Raw genomic sequence first — 22193 nt, 5'->3', positions numbered from 1 at the left:
GCGTTTTGTTGGCGGTACCCCAAGTATAAAATAATTACCAATTTGCCAATACTATAATCAAAGCGTGAAAGCTCTGGCCATCTTTCGTTAATACGCTCTACACGGAAATGCCGCGCGGCGTTGTTCCTTCGTTTGTACATAACCGGTAGCAAAGGGATTTAGCCTGATCGAGACGTTGATCGGGCTATTCGTGCTGGAATATAAAGCTAAAAAATGGGGACTCTATAATTGTAAGGAAAGGAGAGATTAAATCATGTTCTTCAATAAGCTCATTCCTATAATTTTAAGTCTCAGTATTATTCAATCCATTCCCCCGAAAGATCCCTTAGATACTGATCCAAGTAAACCTCTCGGGGATGTTGTCCCGATTGAAGCATCGGTTTCACAATTTGAGAATACAAATAAACAAAAAATTTTACTTCCTAAATACATACCTTTTACCCCAACACATACAGGTGGTCATTACAATGAATTATTAAAAATGTTATCTATCCAATACTTAGACCAAAAAGCTAATAATCTTCTAGCTATATCTGTTTACTTGAAAAAGAATAGAAGTAAAAATTTTGAGGTTAAATCAGAAAATGTTACCTTGGCAGATGGCACGATTGCTATGTATGTTCATTCCGAAGATCACGGAGCCGATATTATCCGTTTTAAGAAAAACAACCTAACCTATCAAATAAGACTATCAAAACGTGGCACAGAGAAAAAATTGGACGATCTAATAAAAGTAGCAAATTCCCTTCAATAACTCGAATTACGTCCAAAAGAGAAAGGCTCCCCCAATAGGAGAGCCTTTCTTCTTAGTTACCTAACCCTTAATATTCAATGTATCCGCTACCTTTGCAACCCGTTTGTCCATTCCCACCACAGTTCGCTTTTAAAAAATAAAATCCATTGTATGGTGCGTCAAATGAATCACCGTGATTACCGTAACCGTATCCAGCCGTTTTTGACGATATCAAAGTACTGCTTTGACCATCAAAATAATACACTCCAAATCCAACGCTATGTGTACTTCCATCATTTTCCCAATAATAGGTAATTTCATCTCCTTTGGGAACGAACACCATTTCTCCTATAACGGTATGTTCACTGGGAGTCATATAAAGCCATGATTGCGCTGCAAAAGCTTGTACTACACCTATCGACAATGTTAATGCTAGAGCAATCGCAAGTACAAAACGGTTTTTTGAACGGCTTGCTATGGTTTTAATCATTACAAATCCCCCCATTTCCTTTTTATACCTATTATAGGGGTACCGCCAACAAAACGCAGATTTACAACGTTAAGGGATTTTGATAAAAATAACAGGTTTCCACTAAGGTTGTAATCTACTTGGTTAGGTCCCCCTCACCCTCATTTTTCCATAAAAAAACCAGTGTGCTCCGGTTGATTACCGTGTCACACTGGTTGCAAGGATTTTTATATTGACAGGGGGTAATTTTACTAATTGTAATATTATTCAGTATCCCCGTCTTCACCTAAAACTTCTGGGTAATAGCGCTTAATAACATCAATAGCTGAGTTCTCATTGCTAGCATGGATAAATCTTGAATAGATTTCAGTTCCAATAGTTATTTCGTCATCATTTAGCTCAAATGTATGTAACTGTCTTACAAACTGATGCTTAACTGTTTCACCAAAGCTATTCAATGACTCATGTTCAGCCTTTTTTGCAAACTTTTCCGCAATTTCAATGGCCTTTTCCATATTAGTTTCTTTTACGAGAATAATACTTTCTTCAAAAAGTTTTATGTTGTTACCATCATTGTTTTCATTTTTTTGATGATCTGAGCCTCCAGAGTGAACTGATTCAAATAAGACTTTGACTGCATACCATTTTGTTTGGGGCGGTCTAGAATTAGTTTCCATAATTTCACCCTTAAATTTTAATTTTTGCTGAATCTCCTGTCATTTAATAATTTTTTCGCTTTTCTTGCCGTTGCATTACCTTTCTTAGCATCTGCTTCAATTTCATCCAGAGTCTTATCTAAGTATTCACTTGGAAACTCTCTCAAAATTGATCCTTTTCTGTTCTTTGCAATATAGTCCGAGGCAGTTTCTGACTGCAACCACGAATAGACCACATCATAGAGCCATTCACCTGCATACCAGACTGCTGTCCCTATTAAGATAGCTCCTGTTGCTAGTAAGGCAACTTCTCCAATACCCGGAATGAAATAAACTGCTACTACAGCTCCAGCTGCCGCCTGTGGTGCATTCGCAGAAATTCTGTTCTTATCTTCGTTATTTTCTATCTTTTTAAGGATTTTCTCATACTTTTCTATCGTTTCAGGATCTTTTATGGCCTTAGGATGATTCGGATTAAAAAATTCTTTTGGAATCTTAACTTGGCTTATTTGATTAGCGCTGATCTCGATACTAGATGATGAATTGCTTTTAGAAGTTGATGCATAGGCACCCCCAGCGTAAGCAACCAACATTGTTGTTGCAATAACGGTCGATAAAAGCTTTTTCATTACAAAAATCCTCCCCAACAATTAATATTTTATAGTGAAATTTTTCAAATTAGCCAGGGATTTCATTTTTATAGGCTTGTTTCTGGCTAATAAAAGAATATTACACTAATAATTGGAAATATTTTGTTGGATTATGTCGATAAAATAAGAGTTTCACTTTTTTGACATATTTAGCTTTTCGGAGATGAGAGCATTGACATTCCAAATGTTACTTAATTTAACTCCAATAAGACTCTTCCGATATTTCGAAGAAGCTTTGATCATGTATATCTCGGCTTAATACTTACTGAGCTGTCTATTGCTTTGTGGTGTACTGTCAAAAAGCATACTTTATGACACGTTAGAAAACACGTAGTATTCTGCATGTCATAAAGTGTGCTTTTTTATTTTGCAACATTTCGTTTTATTGATATACTTTTTGACATAATTTATTGGAAGGAGTTTACTTTTTTGAAACTGGGATACGCTCGCGTTTCAGCCAAGGATCAAAATCCGGAACGGCAGCTTAAAAAAATGCGTGAACTTGGAATTGAAGAACGCTATATCTTCGTTGACAAGCAAAGTGGAAAGGATTTTAACCGACCGAAGTATCAGGCGATGCGTTTAATCATACGTGAAGGGGATTTGCTATATCTTGATGCACTGGATCGATTAGGTAGGGATTATGATGGAATCATTCAAGAATGGAAGTATATTACACGAGAGCTAAATGCAGATATTGTAGTATTGGAAAATGAGACTTTGTTTGATAGTAGGAAATTTCGAAGCATGGGCGATCTTGGCAAGCTAATGGAGGACCAATTTTTAAGCCTGCTTTCTTATGTGGCCGAACAAGAACGTAAGAAAAATAAGCAACGGCAGGCCGAAGGAATAGAAGTGGCAAAGAATAACGGCGTGAGATTCGGACGACGTAAGTACGAGATTAATACGGATTTTATTCAGGTGTATGATGAGTGGAAATCCGGATCGATTACTGCGACCGAAGGAATGAAGCGTCTTGAATTAAAGCCCAATACTTTTTATCGACGTGTAAAGGAGTATGAAAATCAAAGAAAGGTGCGGGTACCATGCGCGGAAAAGAACTTCTTACAACAGACCAGCGACTAGAATGGATGACCCCTCCAAATGGTGAATGGGAGCTTGCTACTTACTACACTTTCTCCCAACATGATTTGGAAATAATTAATCGTCACAGACGAGACTACAACCGATTAGGCTTTGCCGTTCAATTAGCACTACTCCGCTATCCGGGATGGAGCATAACTGATATAAAAGAAATCCCTGACTTCTTGCTTGACTACCTGGCCAAACAGCTGGATATTGAGTCAAGAGTTTTTTCCTTGTATGCCCGAAGGGAAAACACGCTGTGGGATCATCTGAAAGAAATTCGAGAGGAATATGGTTTTACTACGTTTACGACAAATGATTATCGCAGATTATTGAAGTACTTATTTAAGCTGGCGCTCGAAAATGGGAATGCTGTTCACTTAATTCGCGCGGCATTAGACGAATTGCGTCGCTCTAAAATTATCCTACCGGCTATTACGACGATTGAGAGGGTTGTATGGGAAGCACGGCATCGTGCGGAAGAACGTATTTATCGCCAGATCCACTCAGCTCTAACCTCTTACCAAAAACAGAAACTAGACAAGCTTATCGAACCTGTCATTGGTACCGGAAAAACAACGCTTGGTTGGCTTAAAGAAACGACTGGACAATTCTCTCCTGAAGCCTTTTTAAAGGTTATTGAACGATTAGATTATATACGGAACTTGCAACTAAATATCGATACGAGAGCGATACATCCCAACCGGCTAAGACAGCTCTCACGCCTTGGCGCTCGATATGAGCCGCAGTCCTTTCGACGTTTCCATGAAGCAAAACGATATACGGTATTGGTGGCGTACCTTTTGGATCTTAGTCAAGATTTAGTTGACCAGGCATTTGAGATCCACGATAAGCAAATCTTAACATTGCAATCGAAAGGACGGAAACAACAAGAAGAGCTTCAGAAACAGAACGGCAAAGCTGTAAATGAAAAAGTTGTCCATTATGTTGACTTGGGAGTTGCTCTTATCAAAGCGCGGGATGAGGGCGCTGATCCGTTTGTTTTGTTAGAAACGGTCATGCCGTGGGACAAGTTTGTTGAATCTGTGGAAGAAGCCAAGAAACTATCGCGGCCACTTGATTATGACTATTTGGATCTTTTAGAAAGTCGGTTTAATTATCTTCGAAAATACACGCCTACCCTACTGAATGCATTGGAGTTCCGTTCAACGAAATCAGTTGAACCGTTGATGAGAGCGCTTGATACCATCCGAGAGATGAACGATTCAGGTAAACGAAAAGTACCTGAAGGTGCTCCATTAGATTTCGTATCCAACCGATGGCAAAAGCATGTTTTCGACGAGGATGGGACCATTAACCGACATTATTACGAGATGGCTGCACTTACGGAATTACGAAACTATGTGAAATCCGGAGATGTTTCTATTGTCGGAAGCAGGCAGCATAAAGACTTCGACGAGTACCTAGTGCCAGAAGACGAATGGAAATCTACTCAGGCAACCGGTGCCAGATTGGCCGTGAGTCTTAATGTTGAAGACTATCTTGAGGAAAGAACTACGTCCCTCCTACATCGATTACAGTGGATTAGTGAAAACATTGATACGCTCGAAGGAGTAAACATAGAAAAAGGTAGACTACATGTTCATCGACTTGAAAAGGATGTTCCAGAAGAAGCAAAACAATATAGCTCCACTCTCTACGGTATGCTGCCACGAGTAAAGCTGACAGACCTACTTTTAGAAGTGGCAAGTTGGACTGGCTTTGACGAGCAGTTTATCCATGCTTCGACCAATCGTCATCCTAAAGCTGAAGAAAAACCGATTGTTCTGGCAGCGCTCATGGCTATGGGAACTAACATCGGCCTAACAAAAATGGCTGATGCTACGCCTGGCATCTCGTATCATCAAATGGCCAATGCAGCTCAATGGCGAATGTACGATGATGCAATGAACAGAGCGCAAGCAACACTTGTGAACTTTCATCATCGCCGTTCTTTAGCGTCCTATTGGGGGGATGGAAGCACATCTTCATCCGACGGTATGCGCGTACAAGTAGGCGTTTCGTCTCTTAGTGCCGATCCTAACCCACATTACGGATCAGGCAGAGGGGCTACTATTTATCGATTCGTCAGCGATCAATTTTCAACGTTCTATACGAAAGTCATAAATACGAACGCTCGGGATGCGGTGCACGTCATCGACGGCCTCTTGCATCATGAGTCGGACTTATCAATTGAGGAGCACTATACAGATACCGCCGGTTATACGGACCAGGTCTTTGGCTTGACTCATTTGCTTGGTTTTCGATTTGCACCACGTCTTCGAGATTTGTCTGACGCAAAACTTTATGCGATCGGAAAACCTAGTGACTTCCTGAAACTGGATAATCTTCTCCGCGGTCAAATTGATATGAAGGTCATACGTGAAAATTATGACGATGTTTTACGCCTGGCACATTCTATTCGGGAGGGCAAAGTGTCCGGTGCGCTCATTATGGGTAAGCTTGGCTCCTACGCTCGTCAGAATAAGGTTGCTAAAGCACTTCGAGAGATGGGGCGAGTTGAAAAGACAATCTTTATCCTCGACTATGTCTCAAGCGAATCGATGCGCCGCCGTATCCAACGCGGATTGAACAAAGGAGAAGCAATGAACGCCCTAGCACGAGCCATTTTCTTCGGGAAACATGGAGAGCTGAGAGAACGTGCTTTGCAGGATCAGCTTCAGCGTGCAAGTGCTTTAAACATCCTCATTAATGCAATTAGCGTTTGGAATACGGTATATCTAGGAAAAGCTACGGATCTACTCCGAAGTAAAGGTGCGTTACGAGAGGATTTATTAAAGCATATGTCCCCATTGGGATGGGAGCATATCAACTTCCTTGGCGAGTATCGTTTTGATCCGAAAGGAGTTACCACATTAGAAACACTGCGGCCGTTGAACCAAGTATAGCAATAAAGCCGGTTATACCCTTAGCGTGGTGAAAACCGGCTGTTTTTGTATACAAAACACCTTAACGTTGTAAATTCGCGTTTTGCTGGCGGTACCCCAATAAAGTCTTAGTGTAATCGGTATCCCGGTAATCCCTATTACCATACGTACGAAAAAAGTGGTTTGCATGAAAGCAAACCACTTTACAGGAAGTACAAATTTTGAATAAGTAACGGAGAATAAACGAAATTAAAGAGATTAATGTGTGGGGATCTTAATAGATGTAACTATTCTCACTATTCTGCCCGTTAACTGTAGTTAATTTATTTATCTTTTGAGGGGGGGCCCGCGACGCTCGTAATAAGAAAAAGGATTTACCCTGCTTGCCAAGCTCAAGGCAAATCCCAATCTATAAACTTACTTTTTGCTTTGAAATTGAAACTATATTTCTTGCTTTATTCGGGTATCCGATAAGGTCGACCAAATAAAATATTTTCCGCTTCCTCTCTAACTGCTAAAGTAAATTCTCTGTCCTGCTCTACGTTTGTGAGATAAATGATCGTTTTGTCCACATCGATATAGCGACCTAACCAGTTTCTGTACCCTGGCCAACTCCCCCCGTGATACACTACTTTTCCTGTCCAGGAGTCATCGCGAAGCTGCCAACCAAAGCCGTACGGGTACGTGCTGTTGTCAGCCAGCTTGACGGGCGAAAAGGCTTGCTGAAGCGTTTCACTGCTCACCATTTTTTCCGTGTATAAAGCTCTGTCCCACTTTCGCAAATCTTCCAGTGTCGAGTTCACGACACCATCCCCTTGAATACCGTCCAGATAAATGACCGAATCGTATTCCTTAACATGATCGGGTAAGCTGTGTCTTCCCAGTTCATCGGAATAGACGTAGCCGTATGCATAATTCTCAATTACCTCCTGGGAGAATCTCCTGTTAAACACTCTGGTATTCTCCATTTCCAGGTGGTCGAAGATATACTTTTTCAAAAACGCGGAGAAGCTCATCCCTGATACCTTCTCGATGATCGAGCCGAGCAGCACGTATCCGGTATTGCTGTATTCGTATTTCTCGTTCGGCTGAAACAGTACGGCTGGCTGATGAACGCGGAGCTGCTCCAGAACGTCGGCGTTGGTGGCAATTTTTGACCTGTCCCAATACTGTGCGAACAGTTCCATGTAATCCGGCAGGCCGGATGTGTGCGAAAGCAGATTTCTCACCGTTATATCGCGGTACGGGAAGCCTGGCAGAATGCTGTCCACTTGATCCTCGTACCCGATTTTTCCTTGCTCTTGCAGCAGCATGATTCCCATCGCCGTAAACGCCTTGGAGACAGATGCCAGCTCAAACACGGTATCATGGGTCAGCGGCAGCGATTTCTCTAGGTCAGCAAAACCGTAGGAGCCGGTAAAAATGGGCTCTCCTTGCTCAAGCACCATAATGTTTCCATTGAATTTCTGCTTGTCCGCAAGCGTCGAAAAAAAATTATCAAACTGACTGCGTACGTTTGAAGTTCCAGGTTGTGTCACTCTGCTTCACTCCTTTTGAGCTATATAGCGGATCGTGAATCTTACACTTGAAAGCGGATTTGTTGGTAAATCGCCTCTGGCTTGCAATAATAGCTCGCCCATTCCCGATCCCCGTAGGCGAAATGCCACCATTCGCCATCAAACGGGGCAAACCCGGCGTAGATCATGCAATTCCGCAATAATTGCCGGTTGTTCCACACTTCTCTCTCGACAAACGGTGAAAACACATACACGTCCTTGCTCGGCTCAAAGGCAGGCCCCATGTCGATGGGCGCACCATCCGGACCGACGATCTGCACGTCCACCGCACCGCCTGTCGGATGTCCGGCGACGTCGGGAGCGGCACTGAAGCGATGCGCTGCCTCCGTCAGCTCGTCGCCCTCCAGGTGCGGCTCGTGTTCTTTCAGCCAGTTTTTGTGCTCGCTATGGCTTCTTTCCTGAATTTCGGGGTGGCGATACCCGCAGAGAATCTCCAAATCGTAATCCGGCCGGAGTGCCTTCAGCTTTTTTTGCGCTTGCACAAGCATGTTCAGTACCTGGGAACGGACGAAGATTTGCTCGCCCGTGTATTGTTTATAATCCTCCAAAATATGGATTTTCCCTGAGAATTCTGCTCCAATCGGCACCAGTGGTTCGCCGTTTTCGCCAACCGAAATGGCAGTAAATTCTTTGTACGTTGGGAATTTGCTTTCCAGTAATTCATAATAGGCCTTTTTATCCATTCTCGTTACCCTCCTCAGGCGTTGTCTTTGAGAAGCAGGGCCTGGCTTTCGGTTACTTGCTAATCCAGGCGTCGTTCAGCATCAATGCGTTATTGCCGTACTTCACGTCTTTTACTTTCGAGTTAATGACGATAAAGTTTATTTGGACATACAATGGAACTACGTATGCCTGATCGATAATCAGCTTTTGCACATCTTTGTAGGTTGCCACGCGCTTATCCTGCTCGAATGTCGAGCGTGCCTTGACCAGCAGATCATCAAGCTGGGCATCGTTGATCGAGTATTTGTTTCCGCTTTGTGTGGAGTGGAACAGGTAGTAGAGAATATCTGGATCAACGTCGCCGTACTGTCCAATAATGAGATCAAACGTCTTCTTGTTGGCTGCATCATAATAGGCTCCGCCTTCCAGCTGCTGGTTCTTCACCTTGATGCCGATCTCGGCAAGCATGGACTGAATGAGCTGCCCTTCCAACGCCCTCGTCTCTCTGATAATGAGGCTGACGCGTAGCTGCTGCCCGTCTTTTTCGCGTACCCCTTCTCCGTTTAGGGTCCAGCCTGCGTTTTCCAGCTCCTTTTTCGCTTGCTCGACATTGTATTTGTAGTCGTAGTCCGCGGATGCCGGGTCGAAGCCAAAAATGGAATTGGCCAGCGGGCTATGTGCGGCAACTCCTTCCCCTTGCAAGGCAGCCTGGACGATTGCCTCCTTGTTAATCGCATAGCTGATGGCCCGACGAACGGCTGGGTCCTGAAAACGTTTGTCCTGAAGATTCATTCCCAGAAAGACCTCGCCGTTGTTCAATTCCTCCAGAACTTGGTATTTAGGGTTGTCGCGAAAAGATTTGGCGACTTTTCCATTCAGGTTGTACGCAATATCTACCGAGCCGCTCTCCAGAGCAGCCTTTACCGTCTGTGCATCTTTGATAAAGCGGAATATCAGTCCATCCAGATACGGCGCTTTTTGGTTCTTGTAGTATGCTGCTCCCAGATTGAAGCCGTCATTTCTTACCAAGGCGATCGATTCCCCGGTTTTCCACTCTGTCACCTGCCAAGGTCCCACACCGACCGGCTTGCGGCCGTATTCATCACCGGTCTTTTTGATTAAATCGACAGGCATCGGCTGAGCGTAAGCAGGCATGCTCAAATAAGTTAGGATCGGAGCCGACGGTCTGTCAAAATGCAGGATAAGCGTCTCGTCGTCCGGTGCCTCGGCTCTTGATAGTCCATCGTAGAAGGACGCTGCCGTCGCCGCCAGATGTTCCGGTTCAAGCATGCGATTGAACGTGTCACTGTAGATTTTGGCTGTCAGTGGTGTACCGTCCGAAAAGGTAACATCCTTACGCAGCTTGAAGGTCCATGCCTTCCTGTCGTCAGAGATCGTATAGCTTTCTGCTAAAGACGGTTGCAACGTTTTCGTCTCTGGATCAAGATAAAGCAAACTAGCTCCAAAGAAGTCGGCAATGAGCGAAGAAGCAATCCCTGTATGGGTCTTGTGCGTATCGAGTGTGTCCGGTTCCCCGTCCACCGCAATCGTGACCGTACCTCCTTTTTGAGGCTCGCCTGGGGTAATGGTTGTGGTTCCGCTTTGCTGCGGATTATCTCCGTTAGACGCTCCGCAGCCAATGGTGATAGTCGTTAAGGATGTAATCAGAATGCCTGCCAATAACTTGCTCAAATTATTTCCTTTTCTCATCCGTTAGCCCCCTGATTTTTGGGTGTTAAAATTTTGGCTCTATTTTTTCCAGACCGTAGTCTTGAACCACCTCCTTGCAATATGACACACATAATCATGCATATAAATGGCAGGCAACTTGTCTGCCTTCGACCTCTTTTAACAAGGGAGCTTCCGTTTTACATTTCTCCATGGCAACATGGCAGCGTTGGTGAAACTTGCAGCCGCTTGGCGGATTCGTCGGCGAAGGCAAATCACCTTGCAGAATGATTCGCTCGCGGTTCTCATCCGGATCGTTCTTCGGAACCGCTGATAATAATGCTTGTGAATAGGGATGCAACGGTTTCTGAAAGAAAGACTGCTTGTCCCCCATTTCAACGATTTCGCCAAGATACATGACTGCAACCCTGTCAGAAATGTGTTGAACTACACTTAAATCATGGGAAATAAACAGGTAAGTCAATCCCATTTGCTCCTGCAGATCCTGAAGCAGATTCAGAATTTGCGATTGAATCGAGACATCCAGCGCTGAGACAGCTTCATCGGCAATCACCAGCTCCGGTCCTAGAATCAAGGCTCTGGCAATGCAGATGCGCTGCCTTTGCCCTCCGGAAAATTCGTGTGGAAAGCGCTCCAGATGTTCCTTGCGCAGTCCGACACGCTCCAATATGTTCACCATCAGCGTCTCGTGCTCTTCTTTCGGGACTCTATGAGCAATGAGAGGCTCACTCAATATTTTGCGGATGCGGTGCTTCGGGTTTAAGGTGTCGTATGGATTTTGAAAAATCATCTGCATGTTTCGGCGATACTTATGCATGGCCTGCTTTGACAATGAACTCACATTCGTTCCGTTAAACCAGATTTCTCCATCGGTCGGTTCAATTAAGCGCAAGATGCAACGTCCGAGTGTTGATTTACCGCAGCCTGATTCTCCTACTATTCCGACTGTTTCGCCTTTCCGCATGATCAGGTCAACATTGTTTACTGCCCGAACAAAACGACTCGATTGCAGGAATCCCCTGGATAGCGGAAACCACTTCTGCAATCCCTTCACTTCAAGGAGTGGCCTAGAAGCATTCATACTAGAACCTCCTTGCTTTCCTTATTTTCGTCATACAGCCAGCATCTGCAGGCGCTTCCTTCACCGGCAGGCGCAAGCGCCGGTGTTTTCTCATAGCAGATCGGCATTACCTGATCGCAACGAGGGGCGAATCGGCAACCGTTCGGAAAATGCTCCGGTGACGGTACACTCCCAGGAATGGTATTTAACCGCCTGTTTTCCTTGGCGCTTTGCGGTCTGGACATCATCAGCGCCTTTGTGTACGGATGCATGGGCGTACGCAGCAAAGTGCGAACATCTGCCGTTTCCATAACCTGCCCCGCGTACATCACCATTACGCGATCACAGACCTCGGCGACAACCCCCAGGTCATGGGTAATCATAATCAGAGCCATCCTGTTTTCCTTCCGGATCTTCTGCAGCAAATCCAATATTTGTGCCTGGATCGTCACATCGAGCGCGGTGGTCGGTTCATCCGCAAGCAGTAGTAAAGGCTGACAGGCAATGGCCATGGCGATCATTACTCTTTGCCGCATACCTCCAGACAGTCGGTGCGGATACTCGTGGTAGATTTCATCCGCGCGGGGGATGCCGACTCTCGTGAGCAGCTCCAGGACGCACTTTTTCACCTCGTCTCTGGGCAAGTTATCGTGCTGCTCCATGACCTCTCCGATTTGTTTCCCGATGGTAAGCAACGGGTTTAACGACGTCATCGGGTCCTGGAAGATCATCGCCGTGTCTTTTCCTCGAATCGTTCGCATCTGATTTTCCGAGAGAGAGAGAAGCTCCTTGTTGTTCAGGCGAATCTGCCCGCTAACCCGGCTATTTCCCCCAAGAAGCCGCATGATCGCGAGCGATGTAATGCTTTTTCCACAACCCGACTCACCGACGATCCCCAGCGATTCGCCAGCGTGCACATGAAAGCTGACATTCTCGACTACATGGCGCATTGTTGCCTGATTCCCAAAGCTGATGCAGAGATTATCCACTTCTAGCAGCGGCTTCATACTACTTCCCTCCCACTCTAGCGGTGCTTACTTCTAGGATCAAAAAATTCATACAGTTCATCTCCCAAGATGTTTATGGTAAGCACGATCACGGTGATAGCCAGACCAGGAAAAGTCGCTAACCACCAGGCATCTGACAGGTAGTCCTTGCCTTCGCTGAGCATCGTACCCCATTCAGGCGTTGGCGGCTGTGCCCCCATGCCGATGAAGCCGAGCGCTGATGTATCGAGGATAGCCGAGCCGACGAACATCGTCGTATAAACAATCAAAACACTCGTAATGTTCGGTACAATATGGTTAACCATGATCCACCTGTGAGAGCTGCCGGCAGCATAGCTCGCTTCGATATAGCCAGATGTTTTTACAGTCAAGGCGGCGCTGCGAATCAAGCGGGCAAACGACGGAATCGAGGAAATGCCAATGGCAATCATGGCGTTGATCTGGCTTGGTCCAAGAATTGCGACAATGGCAAGCGCCAGCAAAATTCCCGGCAAGGAGAGCAGGACATCCATAATCCGCATCATGACATTGTCAAAAATGCCGCCGATGTATGCGCTTGTGACACCTAGCAAAGTTCCCAGAAAAAACGTAATGAAGACGGACATCACTGCGACCATCAAGGTTTCACGAGCTCCGTACAGCATGCGTGATAACAGATCCCGGCCAATCGCATCCGTTCCAAGCGGATTCTCCATGGAAGGTTGCTGAAGAAATTTATCAAAATTGCTTTCCGTTGGATTATATGGCGCGATCCACGGGCCGATGATCCCCAGCAGGACGATGACGAGCAAGACGCAGAAGCTGATTTTCGCTGCCTTGCTCTTCAAGATGTCTTGTTTCATTGTCATGCTGCCTCCTTGGAGCTGTATTGGATACGCGGATCAATCAGCATGTAGAGCAGGTCTACGATCAGATTGACGATCACATAGACGAATCCGATTAACATGATGCTCCCCTGGATAATCGGAAAGTCACGGTTGCTTATCGCTTCGATTGATAAAGTTCCTATTCCTGGCCAGTTGAATACTTGCTCCGTGATGATCGCCCCTCCGAGCAGAGAGGCAATTTGCAGGCCCAGGACGGTCACAACTGGTACCATCACATTGCGAAACGCGTGCCGGACCATGATAATCGACTCATTTAATCCCTTTGCCCGTGCAGTACGTATATATTCATTGCCCAATACCTCGACCATGGTGGAGCGTGTCAGTCTGATAATAATCGTGGATTGGAGTACGCCCAGCGTAAATGCCGGCAAGATCAAATCACGCCAGCCCGTCCCGCCAGCAATCGGGAACCAGCCTAATTTGACGGCAAAGACCATGATTACGAGCAGTCCACACCAGAAGGTCGGCAAGGAAAAACCGACTGTCGCAATGGCCAAGAGAAGCCTGTCCAGCTTGCCGCCCTTGTGACGTGCGGCGATAATCCCCAGCGGAATCCCCAGTGCGATTGCAATGATCGTACCGGTAAACGCCAGCTTGGCCGTAGCTGGAAAACGCTCCAGGAGCTCGTACAAGACAGGCCTACCTGTCTTGTACGAGTCGCCGAGATCGCCGGTCAACAAGCCCTGAATATATTGGAAATACTGGCTGGGTAGCGGCTTGTTCAAACCAAGCTGCTCTCGTAAATTGGCAATTTGTTCTGCGGTTGCTTTCCCACCGAGCATGAGTTGGGCAGGATCGCCAGGAATCAGATGCAGCAAGGCAAATGAAAAAATCGATAAGCCGAGCATAACAATCATTCCCGAAAAGATACGCTGTAAAATATATGTTTTCACTGTGTCCCTCCCATTGATCTTACCTGCCGCAAGCGGAAGTGGTCAGATCTGGAATGTCCTATCAAATGTAAATTCCTTTTCCTCCAAGGTAACCGTTTTCATTTTCTTCAAATCAGGATGATAGCCGATTCCAACGTCTTCTGGAACCCGAATAATCCCCTTGTTTACGGTGACTTCCGGAGTAATAATATCAGCAAACCAATAGTTGGAAGACGCAGCGGTATCTCCTGGCAAAGTAAAGTTGGAAAGGGACGTGATCGCGATATTATGCGCTCTGCCGATCCCCGATTCGAGCATGCCGCCACACCACATAGGTACGCCGTGCGATTCGCATAAATCGTGGATTTTTTTAGCCTCTGTCAATCCACCGACCCGGCCGATCTTCATATTGATGATTTTGGCACTGCCTAATTGAATTGCCTTTCTTGCATCCTCCAAGGAATGGATGCTCTCATCCAAACAGATCGGGGTTTGCATGCGGGCTTGCAGCGTCGCGTGATCGATGACATCATCATGCGCCAGAGGCTGTTCAATCATCATTAACGAAAACTCGTCCAGCCTTGCCAAGTGGTCAATATCCTTTAGGGTATAGGCGGAATTGGCATCGACCATTAGCGGAATCGAAGGAAATTCTTTGCGGACGCTTCGCACCACCTCGACATCCCAGCCGGGTTTGATTTTAATCTTGATCCGCCTGTAGCCGTCCGACAGCCCTTGTTCTACTTTCCCAAGCAAGTCATCTGTTGAATCCTGGATGCCAATACTCACTCCAACTTCAATCTCCTTCTTTACCCCACCCAATGCAGATGCCAAGGACATCTTATTTTCTTTGGCATATAAGTCCCAGATCGCCCCTTCCAGAGCAGCTTTAGCCATATTGTTCCTGCGAATATGAGAAAACAATCGCGACACATCATCAGGGTGTTCCAGTTGCTCTCTTTGGAGGATGGGGATAAGGAATTCCTCCATGATATGCCAATTGGTTTTGACCGTTTCTTCATTATAGTAGGGATCAGCGCAGGTAACCGATTCTGCCCAGCCGGAAATGCCTGCATCGTTCTGGATTTCTACTACAATAAACTCCCGATCTCTTTCTGTTCCAAGACTAGTTGTGAAGGGACGAACCAAATCCATTCGGAGTCGCCTCAATATCACACGTTCAATTTTCATGTAGTTCCCTCTATTCGCTTTAAAATGTAAAAATGCACAGGAGCATCGAAACTCTGGTTTCTGACAAAATCGGTGACTTCCCACCCAATATTGAACAAATGAGTGAACAGCTCTCTTGTTCGCAGGCGCCAATCCAGGGCAATCGCAGGTGCCAGCTCTTTTACTCGTTGAAAATGCGCAGGGATGGCTACCGCTATGTCACCTTGATAACCTTCTTGTAATTGCGCAAGTTCTTCAATGACGGGGATTCCATCTTCTCTGGTTTTCCAAGTGACGATGTTTACTTCCTCACGTTGTCGTTTGGTGATCTGATCCTTGAGTGAGCTCTTGTTTTTTAGGTTCGTCCATTTTACTAAAAAACGGTCAGATGGTAAGCCATCGTTTAAATGATCTTCCATTTCACCGTAGCAATTTTCAATATACGTTGAGCAATCCGCCCCGAGCTTGCCGATATTGAGGTAGCCATTGACACTTTCCAGGGGATCGTATGTCCAGCTGATAAAAGAATATCCCATTTTTTTGCCTTGTTCCCACTGAGCAAGCTTGAGCTTTTCGCCAACGCCATAGCGACGAAAGTGCGGGTCTACAGCTAAATTGTGGGAACAAAGATAGATAGATTTTCCATCGTAACCGGGAAAGCTGTATTGAAAACCAATTAACTGCCCTTTCAAAAAAGCTCCTAATAGAAACCCGCCATTTTTGCTTGCAGTTAATGTTTGGTGTACAGGGATTGTCTCTGATTCAGCCCACACAATCCCCTCCAATTTTCTTGCTTGTTCCAATTCTGAGATTGTTGTTAAAAGACGGATCTCGACTTCATCTGTTGTCTGCTTCAATCTCTCATCACTTCCTTAACATAGGGTCAATTAGCAGCTTGCCAGATGGCATACAGTAAAATTTGTGTTCCATAAACAAGAGACTCCCGTGAGAAAGTCATTTTCGGGTGATGCAATCCGGGCTTCAAATCGCAACCAAGGCCGAGCATCGTCGCCTGTAAATGGGGCAAACTCCACGTGTAAAAATGGAAGTCCTCTGCTCCTTTCGATATGCAGGTATCAACTAGCGATTCTTTTCCTAATATTTCGATGATTGCGCTTTCAAGAATCGCTATAGCTTGAGGATTTGGCTTGGCTGCTGGAGCAAAACCGCTGGAGTTCCAGGTTATTGGCGTTTTCCTAATTTCCGCAACATGTTCGAAAAGAGAAGCTATTTCATGTTTCAATTCATCCAAAAGCTCGTTTGTTGCTGCTCTGATATCTAAAGTAAAGTGTGCAATTTCAGGTATCACATTCGAAGCCATGCCACCTGCTTTTAATTGGGTCATAACAACCGAGTAATTTTGTGAAGTCTGTAGACGCATATTTCCCAACAGCTGCTGCAGCAAACTTACCGATTCTATTGGGTTTTTACCTTCTAGAGGGCGTGCAGCATGAGCTTGAACGCCTTGTATTTGTCCTTCAATTGTTAAGGCAGACCCATGGATAATCACGGGGGAAGCTTTTCTGATTGGCAGTTCATTCCATGGACGCAAATGAACACCAAATAGAAAGTTAACCTTATCTAAGGCTCCGTCTTTTATCATTTGGAGGGCTCCTTCTGCCGTTTCCTCTGCCGGTTGAAAAATAAATCGAATCGTGCGATAAGGCTGTATTTTGCTCTCAGCTAAGATACCGGCTACATGCATTACCATCGTACTGTGTGCATCATGTCCACAAGAATGACATGCTTGTTCAATACCATCGACTTCCTGTAGCAAAGCATCCATATCCGCTCGTAAGGCTACTACATCTGCGATTTGCCCTGGTATTTCGGCGATTAATCCGTAGTGATCCTCATATGTCCTTACATAAAGCCCTTTTTCTTGAAGAAAACGAGCAATATAGTTTGAGGTTTTTTCCTCCTTCCAGCTTGGTTCCGCGAATGAGTTTAGCTCCTCATATGTCTTGAAAATCTCATTTCTCCGCCGTATAACCTCATCAGCGTAAATCATGTGATTCATCTCCATTTCACTCTATGAAAATCCCAGTATGGTTGTATATTTGTTCCATTTTTTCTTGCCTTTCTCTAATGTTTTTTGAATCTCTTTGATGCATTCCCATCACGATTAACTGAGAAAGACTAAGTAGAGGTAAGGCATGATCTGAGAAAATCTCTGTATTTTCACCCGTTGTCAATGTAATAGTTGCAAGTTGACCGATTGGTGATAAATGCCTATCCGTCATTGCTATTAAAGTGGCTCCTTGTTTTCTTGCTTGGTCAGCCAAGATAAGTGCTTCTTTAGAGTAGCGTGGAAGTGACATCAAAAGCACAACAGATTTTTCGCCAAAATTGCATAATGTCTCAGGAATATATCCTGTTGGGGACGACACATAGATATGATCCCGAAGCTGATTCAATTTATAGAAAAGCCAGTAAGCAGCCGTATACGTTTCCCGAAATCCTCCTATGTAAATTCGGTCTGCACGAATTAACAGTTCTGCTGTTCTCCATATATCCTCTTCTCTAATTTGATTACGTAAGCGGTCCAGTATTTTTTTTTCTTGTTCGATTGAATGAGAAAAAATGTTGGTAACTTCAACTTCTTCTTCTTCAGTCATTGAATAGGTAGGTTGTTTTTGGCTGAGCCAATCTTGTCTGATCATCTTCTGCATTTCAGAAAAGCTGCTTAAGCCTAATGCATAAGCGAGACGTATGACTGTTGTCTCACTAACGCCAACTTCACGTGCAATCTGAGAAATGGTATAAAGCGAGCTTTGCTCCAAGGAAGCTATTAAAAATTCCGCAACTTTTTTTTGTCCAGGAGAGAGATTGGGAAACTTTTCCCTGATTAAGTCTTGAAATGTCTTCGTTATCATACTCACCTTCTATACAAAGAATTAAATTCTCCTTACGAGTAATAATATTGCATTTTTTTCTCCTTTTCAAGTGCAACTTTATCATCCAACATCCGTTTATGGACATCCCTGACCACACAAAAAGGCACGGCAAATACCGGCCTTCTAAACCTACGCTACTTTAATAGGGGTACCGCCAACAAAGTGGGATTTTGTACGCTAAGCCCTGATTGACGAAAAAAATGCCGGAATCCTGTACGCTATGGATACCGACATTTTTTTACTTTTTACCAATCTCGACGCACATACTCGCTATTCCTGTTCTTATCGGGCCGATAAAACCGAAAATTGATGTCAGAAATTATCAACAAATCTATTAATATCGTCGGGTAAACCTTCAACTCGCACGTTGCTCCTCTACTTCCAATTCAATCTTAGTAACAGATAAATACGCCCATTCCACGCTTACTTCCCCAAAATCTTCTTCTCTGTAAGGCAAAGGACATTTATTTAGCTCCACTGGCACTAATTTAGCAACTACGTTCTCAATTACCTCAATCATACGAATTAAGGGTGCTGTTGTTGTTTTGTTGATATCTCTCGGAGTTCCCCATTTTGAGTTTATAACCTCGTAATCAGCCATTCCTATTTTAGGGTCCTTACAAAATGCAGTTTGCTTGGTTTCAGTACTTTTCTTAGGAGATGGTGTTTTCATAACTTGGATCTTTGCCTTCCATCACCCGCCAACTTACTGTTTATGTGCTAAGACAAAGACTTGATAGTTTACTCAATGCGACAAATCGCATGAGACTAAATCTTACTATGCAAGTTGACCGAATCAATCGTTGTTTTTTGCTAGTAAATGCTATACTCATTACCCTCATCCTCACTTGCTTACATATAGAAGTAATTGTAATTATTGCAGATAATATTACTTTACAACAAATTCGTTTTGCCAAAAGTCTTGTTCCACCGCCACCGGGCATAATTCCCCGGTTCACTTCAGGTAAACCAAACATGGCTGTTTTTGCTGCTACGATGATGTCACAACTAAGGACCAGTTCAAATCCGCCGGCAACAGCGTGACCGTCAACCGCGGTAATAACAGGCTGAGGAAGATCAGCTATTGCGTAGAACATTTCCTTGAAAAGTCGATGCTGATCACGCCATTGACTTTATGACATGCCGTCCCGTTCATTTTAGTCAGCTCCTGAACAAAATGCCTTCGATTTGGAAGAAGTAAGTACAACAACCCTTACATCTGTCTCTGCCAAAGTTTTGAATGCTTCCAATAATTGTGTTGCCATCTCCGTATTAAACACATTTCGGACTTCAGGGCGATTTAATACAACTTCAGCAATCATTCCATCATTGCCTGTTCTGTTCCACAAAACAAGTGACATCAAATCATCTCCTCAGTTAAAGTACCCGTTAAACAAAGTTCTAAATTTCGAATCATGCGCAACTTATTGATTTCTTTTAACACACTCTCAAGCCCTGCTCGTCCGGGATCAGCTTTCAATTCATGAAACGATAACTGTCCATTCTCTTCTCCGGAAACTTCTTCGTCATCGGTTTCCAAATAAGCGATGCTATCAATCAAGGAGTCTAACTTGGCCAAGGTTGAGGAAGGCAGCTTTTGATATGTATTTTGGAAGAAATTTTCTTCGTAGGTGTGAATGGCGGAGCGAATGAGCCGTTCGATGCGGTCTGGGGTGGGAGGTACGATTTTCAGCTCACGAAATCGGCTGTAGACATGTTCCTTTAAGTGTTCGATATCATGATCATGATACAGGACATGTTGGCATAACCATTCTGTCATTTCCTGTGCATCTTCTATCGTATCCTCGCGAAATCCAAAGAACTCACGGATCTGTGTTCGATGGTAAGTGATAGAACGACCAGTCCAATCGTATTTGGCATACAGTTCCGGATCGGAAAAAATCTGTTTAGCAATGTAGGCAATCACAGCTTTGGGTACCTCGAACTTGTTCGTTGGAAAACGGGCCTCATTTTGAAAAAACTTGAATAGCACAGCGAATCCAATCCTGGTTTCTCCCGTTTTATTTTCAACCAACTTCATTTCGTTCGGGAGTATTGTAAAATGTTCAATCAATTCATCCAGTTCCCAATTTCGCTTCACATGATCCCCTCCGGATAAAGTTCCCATAAGAGTGAGTATCGGAACATTATAGCTAGAATAAGTATAGCGAATAGAGAAATTTCCTACAATTAGGGGGATTAAAATATATGAAGTTCCATTTCCAAAAATAAAATCGGAACTTTACTTTTTTGACCCGTTACAGATTCGCTGGTTTTTGCTCTGGACAAGTAATCACTGACTGTTTTCATAATCAAAATAAAGAGACAGTTGGATTCCCCGAACTGTCTATAGCAGTAATTTTAAATAGATATCTAACCAAGTTCAGTTGACTATATGATTGGTTTATGTTTTGATCCGTAAAATTTTAAGATTGCCGAGACGAGGTAAAGAATGCAAGTTACTCCAAACCATCTTCCGATGTTTGAGTAGGCAAGCATATACAAGCTTAAGGGAGCTCCCCAAACAAAGGCTAACAGGATTAGTGGTGGGTTTATAAATGATGAGATCAAAGCTAAGCAAGCTGGTAGTAGGATGAAGAAAATCATAATCAAAGGCATTCCCTTTATTATCTCATCACGAATGGTAGTAATATACCACAAATAAATACTTGCTACAGAGGAAATAAAACCCATTAAAGAACCACTCAACATATACAGATTAGAGTACATTTTACCCATTGTACATACCTCCAAATATGACTTTTTACCCATTTTTACCAAATTATTCAAAATCTTGATTGCCGTAATCCCTATTATATGGTTAGTATTATAATATAATACCAAATATTCCAAAAAGCGTCAAAATAGGTTCTGCATTTTCGATAGCTTGAGGAAATTTGATATCAATATTAAAGTGAGGGGGGCGGTTTCTTTATGAAAAAAATGATAACTACTTCTTTAGCTTTACTACTGTGTTTGTCCTCATCTGTAGTAATGGCCAATGACAAAGCTGACAAAAAGTCTTACAAGTTAACCCCAGAGGCTGGCAGTGAGGTCATCCTTCAAGATGCAGAACTTACAATTGATGAAGCGAATTCAACATCAAAAATTTCGTTTAAAGGAAGAGCAAAAGCTGGTGATGGTGTAACTGGGTACCAATTAACAATTGACAGAAAAAACAAAACTTACAAGACAAGAAAGCTCAGTAAAAAAGCATTAGACGAAATGAATGCAGATGCAGACGCTGCTGATGCTTCTGCTAGTACGGTGGAAGATTCAAGCGATAGTGTTCAAGCTTTGGCAACAAATTATTATACAGGCTGGTTTAAAATAACCACAGTTGATCCAGTAAGGGTACCCGTAAATGCAACAAAGCTCACTTTAAAATGGAAAGAATATACGGATGGTACATTAGAGGATACTGGACATAGCTTTTCACCTTGGGCTGCAAATCCAAGCGAATTAGATACCCATTGGTTTATTGATGACTCCGATGATTCTACTCCGGTAGCTAACTCTGACAGCTCTGAAATTTACTATAGGGGTTGGGCTGATTACTATAACTATGACTTTGGAGACGATAGTTGGAGAACCGATGTAAGTCACTGGATTGAAATGACTGCGCTTCAAGAAGATGTAGGATGCGCTGGTTGCTTTGATTACTCTTACAATACCGACGAATCTGGCGAATCAAGTGCACTGTTGAATTACAATATCACAACTAGCTATTAATGGTTCAAAAAGACCGTCAATAAATTGAGACGGTCTTTTATGTTTGTTTGTTGCAATTATCATAGTCTAAAAATTTATTATTATCCAGTTTATTACATGCGTTTGCGGGTGGTAACAGCTACGCTGGTACTACCCCGAGCTAGAGCTACATACCAAT

At 43.9% G+C, this 22193-nt stretch carries 20 protein-coding genes and 1 pseudogene; 4 read left to right on the top strand and 17 right to left on the bottom strand.

All coding sequences use genetic code 11. The features are described 5' to 3' along the window. Positions 1 to 253: 253 nt before the first annotated feature. Positions 254 to 754 (top strand): hypothetical protein, encoded by a 501-nt coding sequence (locus tag EDM52_RS21695; RefSeq protein ID WP_122911019.1) that lies wholly within the window; start codon positions 254 to 256, stop codon positions 752 to 754. A gap of 67 nt (positions 755 to 821) precedes the next feature. On the opposite strand, the gene EDM52_RS21690 is transcribed toward EDM52_RS21695, so the two are convergent. The 3 genes from EDM52_RS21690 to EDM52_RS21680 all read right to left on the bottom strand — a co-directional run bounded on the left by EDM52_RS21690 (position 822) and on the right by EDM52_RS21680 (position 2487). Beyond that, the gene (locus EDM52_RS21690) at positions 822 to 1223 is read right to left on the bottom strand and encodes a hypothetical protein (protein WP_122911018.1); all 402 of its coding nucleotides are present in this window, start codon (positions 1221 to 1223) and stop codon (positions 822 to 824) included. A gap of 242 nt (positions 1224 to 1465) precedes the next feature. After that, positions 1466 to 1879 carry a DUF4288 domain-containing protein gene (locus EDM52_RS21685; protein WP_122911017.1) on the bottom strand — a complete coding sequence of 138 codons (414 nt, stop codon included), beginning with the start codon at positions 1877 to 1879 and terminating at the stop codon, positions 1466 to 1468. Between the two features lie 17 nt (positions 1880 to 1896). Further along, a complete protein-coding gene (locus EDM52_RS21680; RefSeq protein WP_122911016.1) occupies positions 1897 to 2487 on the bottom strand; it encodes a hypothetical protein in 591 nt (196 codons plus the stop codon). Positions 2488 to 2937: 450 nt separating this feature from the next. On the opposite strand from EDM52_RS21680, the gene EDM52_RS21675 reads away from it, so the two are divergent. Both EDM52_RS21675 and EDM52_RS21670 read left to right on the top strand, forming a co-directional pair. Continuing rightward, the gene (locus EDM52_RS21675; RefSeq protein ID WP_122911015.1) at positions 2938 to 3594 is read left to right on the top strand and encodes a recombinase family protein; all 657 of its coding nucleotides are present in this window, start codon (positions 2938 to 2940) and stop codon (positions 3592 to 3594) included. Continuing rightward, positions 3555 to 6503 carry a Tn3 family transposase gene (locus EDM52_RS21670; protein ID WP_122911014.1) on the top strand — a complete coding sequence of 983 codons (2949 nt, stop codon included), beginning with the start codon at positions 3555 to 3557 and terminating at the stop codon, positions 6501 to 6503. Before EDM52_RS21675 ends, EDM52_RS21670 begins: the two co-directional genes overlap by 40 nt. A gap of 434 nt (positions 6504 to 6937) precedes the next feature. On the opposite strand, the gene EDM52_RS21665 is transcribed toward EDM52_RS21670, so the two are convergent. The 14 genes and pseudogenes from EDM52_RS21665 to EDM52_RS21600 form a co-directional block, all read right to left on the bottom strand. Then, on the bottom strand, positions 6938 to 8020 hold the full coding sequence (locus EDM52_RS21665) for a serine hydrolase domain-containing protein (protein ID WP_245997272.1): 1083 nt from the start codon (positions 8018 to 8020) through the stop codon (positions 6938 to 6940). A 41-nt stretch (positions 8021 to 8061) separates the two neighbouring features. Next, positions 8062 to 8742 (bottom strand): M15 family metallopeptidase, encoded by a 681-nt coding sequence (locus EDM52_RS21660; RefSeq protein ID WP_122911013.1) that lies wholly within the window; start codon positions 8740 to 8742, stop codon positions 8062 to 8064. A gap of 52 nt (positions 8743 to 8794) precedes the next feature. Beyond that, positions 8795 to 10432 (bottom strand): ABC transporter substrate-binding protein, encoded by a 1638-nt coding sequence (locus EDM52_RS21655; protein ID WP_122911012.1) that lies wholly within the window; start codon positions 10430 to 10432, stop codon positions 8795 to 8797. Between the two features lie 94 nt (positions 10433 to 10526). Further along, complete coding sequence (locus EDM52_RS21650) at positions 10527 to 11492, bottom strand: ABC transporter ATP-binding protein (RefSeq protein WP_122911011.1); 966 nt, start codon at positions 11490 to 11492, stop codon at positions 10527 to 10529. After that, entirely contained in the window at positions 11489 to 12478 is a 990-nt protein-coding gene (locus tag EDM52_RS21645) for an ABC transporter ATP-binding protein (RefSeq protein ID WP_122911010.1), read from the bottom strand. The genes EDM52_RS21650 and EDM52_RS21645 overlap by 4 nt, the downstream gene beginning before the upstream one ends. Positions 12479 to 12495: 17 nt before the next feature. Beyond that, positions 12496 to 13320 (bottom strand): ABC transporter permease, encoded by an 825-nt coding sequence (locus EDM52_RS21640; protein ID WP_415783118.1) that lies wholly within the window; start codon positions 13318 to 13320, stop codon positions 12496 to 12498. Positions 13321 to 13322: 2 nt separating this feature from the next. Next, on the bottom strand, positions 13323 to 14258 hold the full coding sequence (nikB, locus tag EDM52_RS21635) for a nickel ABC transporter permease (RefSeq protein ID WP_122911008.1): 936 nt from the start codon (positions 14256 to 14258) through the stop codon (positions 13323 to 13325). Positions 14259 to 14300: 42 nt separating this feature from the next. Next, a complete protein-coding gene (gene menC / locus EDM52_RS21630) occupies positions 14301 to 15428 on the bottom strand; it encodes an o-succinylbenzoate synthase (RefSeq protein ID WP_122911007.1) in 1128 nt (375 codons plus the stop codon). Beyond that, positions 15425 to 16264 (bottom strand): GNAT family N-acetyltransferase, encoded by an 840-nt coding sequence (locus EDM52_RS21625; protein WP_122911006.1) that lies wholly within the window; start codon positions 16262 to 16264, stop codon positions 15425 to 15427. The genes menC and EDM52_RS21625 overlap by 4 nt, the downstream gene beginning before the upstream one ends. A gap of 26 nt (positions 16265 to 16290) precedes the next feature. After that, entirely contained in the window at positions 16291 to 17418 is a 1128-nt protein-coding gene (locus tag EDM52_RS21620) for an amidohydrolase (protein WP_245997269.1), read from the bottom strand. A 16-nt stretch (positions 17419 to 17434) separates the two neighbouring features. Next, a complete protein-coding gene (locus EDM52_RS21615) occupies positions 17435 to 18283 on the bottom strand; it encodes a MurR/RpiR family transcriptional regulator (protein ID WP_245997266.1) in 849 nt (282 codons plus the stop codon). Between the two features lie 376 nt (positions 18284 to 18659). Further along, positions 18660 to 18977 (bottom strand): hypothetical protein, encoded by a 318-nt coding sequence (locus EDM52_RS21610; protein ID WP_122911005.1) that lies wholly within the window; start codon positions 18975 to 18977, stop codon positions 18660 to 18662. Positions 18978 to 19017: 40 nt separating this feature from the next. Then, positions 19018 to 19626, bottom strand: a pseudogene (locus tag EDM52_RS21605) (enoyl-CoA hydratase/isomerase family protein). Between the two features lie 38 nt (positions 19627 to 19664). Beyond that, positions 19665 to 20405: a DUF4158 domain-containing protein gene (locus EDM52_RS21600; RefSeq protein WP_122911004.1), complete on the bottom strand. Its 741-nt coding sequence runs from the start codon at positions 20403 to 20405 to the stop codon at positions 19665 to 19667. An 833-nt stretch (positions 20406 to 21238) separates the two neighbouring features. Between EDM52_RS21600 and EDM52_RS21590 the strand changes: the two genes are divergently transcribed. Next, positions 21239 to 22036, top strand: a complete 798-nt coding sequence (locus tag EDM52_RS21590) for a hypothetical protein (protein WP_122911002.1) — start codon at positions 21239 to 21241, stop codon at positions 22034 to 22036. Positions 22037 to 22193: the final 157 nt, after the last annotated feature.

The organism is Brevibacillus invocatus, assembly GCF_003710915.1.
GTDB classification, from domain to species: Bacteria; Bacillota; Bacilli; order Brevibacillales; family Brevibacillaceae; genus Brevibacillus; species Brevibacillus invocatus.
The sequence above is the reverse complement of the archived record's forward strand: the minus strand, read 5'-3'. Positions and strand labels throughout refer to the sequence as shown.

Coding starts and splice junctions, on each gene's coding strand:
- EDM52_RS21695 (WP_122911019.1), top strand. CDS start 254: ATGTTCTTCAATAAGCTCATTCCTATAATTTTAAGTCTCAGTATTATT.
- EDM52_RS21690 (WP_122911018.1), bottom strand. CDS start 1,223: ATGATTAAAACCATAGCAAGCCGTTCAAAAAACCGTTTTGTACTTGCG.
- EDM52_RS21685 (WP_122911017.1), bottom strand. CDS start 1,879: ATGGAAACTAATTCTAGACCGCCCCAAACAAAATGGTATGCAGTCAAA.
- EDM52_RS21680 (WP_122911016.1), bottom strand. CDS start 2,487: ATGAAAAAGCTTTTATCGACCGTTATTGCAACAACAATGTTGGTTGCT.
- EDM52_RS21670 (WP_122911014.1), top strand. CDS start 3,555: ATGCGCGGAAAAGAACTTCTTACAACAGACCAGCGACTAGAATGGATG.
- EDM52_RS21660 (WP_122911013.1), bottom strand. CDS start 8,742: ATGGATAAAAAGGCCTATTATGAATTACTGGAAAGCAAATTCCCAACG.
- EDM52_RS21655 (WP_122911012.1), bottom strand. CDS start 10,432: ATGAGAAAAGGAAATAATTTGAGCAAGTTATTGGCAGGCATTCTGATT.
- EDM52_RS21650 (WP_122911011.1), bottom strand. CDS start 11,492: ATGAATGCTTCTAGGCCACTCCTTGAAGTGAAGGGATTGCAGAAGTGG.
- EDM52_RS21645 (WP_122911010.1), bottom strand. CDS start 12,478: ATGAAGCCGCTGCTAGAAGTGGATAATCTCTGCATCAGCTTTGGGAAT.
- EDM52_RS21640 (WP_415783118.1), bottom strand. CDS start 13,320: ATGAAACAAGACATCTTGAAGAGCAAGGCAGCGAAAATCAGCTTCTGC.
- menC (WP_122911007.1), bottom strand. CDS start 15,428: ATGAAAATTGAACGTGTGATATTGAGGCGACTCCGAATGGATTTGGTT.
- EDM52_RS21620 (WP_245997269.1), bottom strand. CDS start 17,418: ATGATTTACGCTGATGAGGTTATACGGCGGAGAAATGAGATTTTCAAG.
- EDM52_RS21615 (WP_245997266.1), bottom strand. CDS start 18,283: ATGATAACGAAGACATTTCAAGACTTAATCAGGGAAAAGTTTCCCAAT.
- EDM52_RS21610 (WP_122911005.1), bottom strand. CDS start 18,977: ATGAAAACACCATCTCCTAAGAAAAGTACTGAAACCAAGCAAACTGCA.
- EDM52_RS21590 (WP_122911002.1), top strand. CDS start 21,239: ATGAAAAAAATGATAACTACTTCTTTAGCTTTACTACTGTGTTTGTCC.